This window comes from Aestuariivirga sp. (genome assembly GCF_037139295.1).
In the GTDB taxonomy this organism is placed as follows: domain Bacteria; phylum Pseudomonadota; class Alphaproteobacteria; order Rhizobiales; family Aestuariivirgaceae; genus Aestuariivirga.
In genome coordinates this window covers 1-2,869 of record NZ_JBAXGR010000226.1, presented here as the reverse complement: position 1 = coordinate 2,869, position 2,869 = coordinate 1, and the positions used below count along the sequence as shown (strand labels likewise).

Sequence of the window (2,869 nt, the reverse complement as noted above, 5' to 3'; positions counted from 1 at the left end):
TAATGATGTAGATTATTCGCTCCTAGCGCTGCCCCTAGCGACTATCTTGCCTGCCTCACAAGAAGGGCTACCTGACGCTAAGGCCAACATCTATCGGAATGAAGAACGCAAGGCTTGGGTGCAGTTCGAAAAGAAGCATCCGTTAGCAGTTCAATGCCTTGAAATCACGCCATTCGTGCTGAGCCTATCCCGGATTCGGAAGCCCGAGTATATTGAAGTAGCCGCCTGGAAGCGGTTTGCCGCTGTGCTGCGCCTCTGCCTCTGCGGCCTGCCTGAATGACTTCGCTGCGTCATCCCAGCTCATAAGTTTGTCATTCCTTGCCATCGCCAGACGTTCGAGGCCAACGGCGACCACCCCATTGTGTGGTGGTGCAAATTCCACAGCAGATTCGGCAATCTCGATCTCGTTGCCATCCTCCATGACGAATTCCACCGAATAGCTGGCAAAGGCAGGCGCGTTGGGATGCCCCTCGGGCTCGAACCAGCCTGATCCAGCGCCGTCGGCCTGCGCCTCCGCAACAGGCCTCAGCCTGATCTGCTCGCCACTGATTCCATAGCGTTCAAAGTCCGCAAACAAGGGCTTGGCTAGTTCCGTCGTCGTCACCCTCAACCGCTTCGGATCGAGGCCCGCCACCGAAGTGAGGAACTCCAACAAGTCGCTGGTCCGGCGCTGCGCAGTGACTACCTCTGCCGGATAGAGAGCAAACATTGTGAAGAACGGTAATGTTCCCGGCTTGCGCTGTACCTCGGCATCCTCAACCCTCGCACAGGGCTGGATGACGTAAAGCGACCGCGTCGAACCATTACCAAAGCCATCCTCGTCATAGGTGAGGCCACCATTGTAATCGGCTCCGGTGATAAGTGGCTTCGGCGCCTCGGCCGCATAACCCTTGGACTTGAAGTAGCGCTCGGCCAGAGCTGTTGAGTCTTCGATACTTGTGCCGACTGTGGTCGCGGCTTGCGCCCGGATGGCTGCCAATCCCTGCATGACCGGAGCAGCCGCACCGAGCACAACAGTAGCTCCGATCAAGTTTCTACGATTGATGCTCATGCTCGCGATCCTTCATTTAACGCTAGATGCCGAGTTCTTCGCTGAATCTTATCAAGAGCGAGGAGGGCCATCGACGTCATCTTATCTGTCGGCGGCTTGTTGTCCAGCAGTCAACCCGAAGCATAGATTAGCAATGGGATGATAACATTCTCTGTTTTACTTACCCTGACGCACTCAGTCCCTATGCTGACCAAAGAGTCGAGATTTGGCATGTATCATGAAACCCGGCTCGGGAGATTTCAGGCCCTCATAGAAATCAGCCCGAAATAGACTTTTCCTGCCATTCGCGCGAATGCAACTGATCCACGCCTAAGTAGTTCTGCGGTTGTCTCCACGATGAGAAGCGACTTAATGATCTTCTTTAATACAAGGATCAAACATGTTGAAAAAATCGCTATTCGTAGCCACGGCAATCATCCTGGGGACATTCGGCACGGCGAATGCCGCCGGTAATGCCGCAGGTGCGGCTACCAAGTTTGCGAAGACGGAACTCTCTTGCCAATCGGGAACGACTTGTTCGGTCCGAATTCAACTTCCAGCCAATAAGTTGATCAGACTGAGGGGGATTTCCTGTGTTGGTCTGTCTGCCAACGTTACAAGCGCAGATCTGCAGATTATCCAGAATGGCATCATTGAGTTCGAAGCTCTTCTTTTTGTGCGCGACTTAGCAGGAAACCAAATACGAGTTGCTGAATACCTCTGGTACCAGCAAAATCTCGCGATTTATACCGGTGCTAGAGAGTTGTGGCTCAACCTCCAGTCAACAGTGCCGGGCCAGTTGGCAGCAACTTGCTACGCAGCCTTTTAGAGCTCACTGAAGCTCGAACACTTAGCTGCCAGAGGTGGGAAACTGGATCCGACCTCCAGCGGTTACTGTGCAAACAGAAACTGAATTCGGTTGATGAGCCTTTAGCGACCAAACCAAAGCTAGAGATTTCGTGCGTCGTTGCCACTCGATTGCGTGATTGCTCTGCTGCTATCGCTTCAGTCCTCCAAGTGTGGCGTATCGGCAACGTCGGAACGGCAGACGTCGACAGGTCGCATAGATGAGCAAAGATTTCAGCATCCCCTACATCGCCTTCTTCGGCCGTCCGCTAGAGGAGTACCTTGCGATGTTTATGCTCACGGAGAGAGACCTTCGAAGCGGCAAGACCCTTGATATCGCCAGTGGGCCAAGCAGCTTCCGGGCAGAGGGGTCTGTGCTGCATCTCGACATCACCGCCTGTGATCCGATGTACAAGCTCTCGCCGGAAGAAATCCTGGCATATGGCCGGGCGAGCATTGCGCGTGGCATCGAGGATTGGGAGAAGAACCCGAATTTTCCAATGAGCGGCGAATACAAGGCAAAGAAATACGCTGCCCTCGACAGTTTCGTTGCTGACTATGCTGCCCATCGGGGCGAAGGGGCATATGTCTACGGGGAACTACCACATCTGCCCTTCGCCGACCGTTCATTCGACCGCGTCTTGAGCGGGAACTTCCTGTTCGCATACGCCCATGTCGATCATGGCGGTTGCTATGATGGAGAGGAGTTCGATCTGAGCTTCCACCTCCGCGCAGTCGAGAAAATTGCCCGCATCTCCCGCCATGAAATTCGCCTTGTTCCGGTCGAATACTATGCTCCACCATCCCGAGCGCATGACTATCGCGACGCCGTCTGCGCACGGCTCGAGGAGCTGGGCTTTCGCTGCACACTTCAACCCAACGAGCTGGGAGCCATCATGTCGTGCTACACACATGTCCTTGTGGCTCGACACTCATAATGAGGTGGTCCTAGGAATTCGGACAGGGTGTTAAGGTGTAGTCCGCCGATCAAAG

3 protein-coding genes are annotated in these 2,869 nt (G+C 54.4%); 2 read left to right on the top strand and 1 reads right to left on the bottom strand.

Annotation, left to right across the window (positions count from 1 at the left end):
• Nucleotides 1-184: 184 nt before the first annotated feature.
• A complete protein-coding gene (locus WCJ41_RS21170; RefSeq protein WP_336907820.1) occupies nucleotides 185-1,051 on the bottom strand; it encodes a hypothetical protein in 867 nt (288 codons plus the stop codon).
• A gap of 379 nt (nucleotides 1,052-1,430) precedes the next feature.
• Between WCJ41_RS21170 and WCJ41_RS21165 the strand changes: the two genes are divergently transcribed.
• Nucleotides 1,431-1,859: a hypothetical protein gene (locus WCJ41_RS21165; RefSeq protein ID WP_336907819.1), complete on the top strand. Its 429-nt coding sequence runs from the start codon at nucleotides 1,431-1,433 to the stop codon at nucleotides 1,857-1,859.
• A gap of 238 nt (nucleotides 1,860-2,097) precedes the next feature.
• Nucleotides 2,098-2,814 (top strand): hypothetical protein, encoded by a 717-nt coding sequence (locus WCJ41_RS21160; RefSeq protein WP_336907818.1) that lies wholly within the window; start codon nucleotides 2,098-2,100, stop codon nucleotides 2,812-2,814.
• The last annotated feature ends 55 nt before the right edge of the window (nucleotides 2,815-2,869 follow it).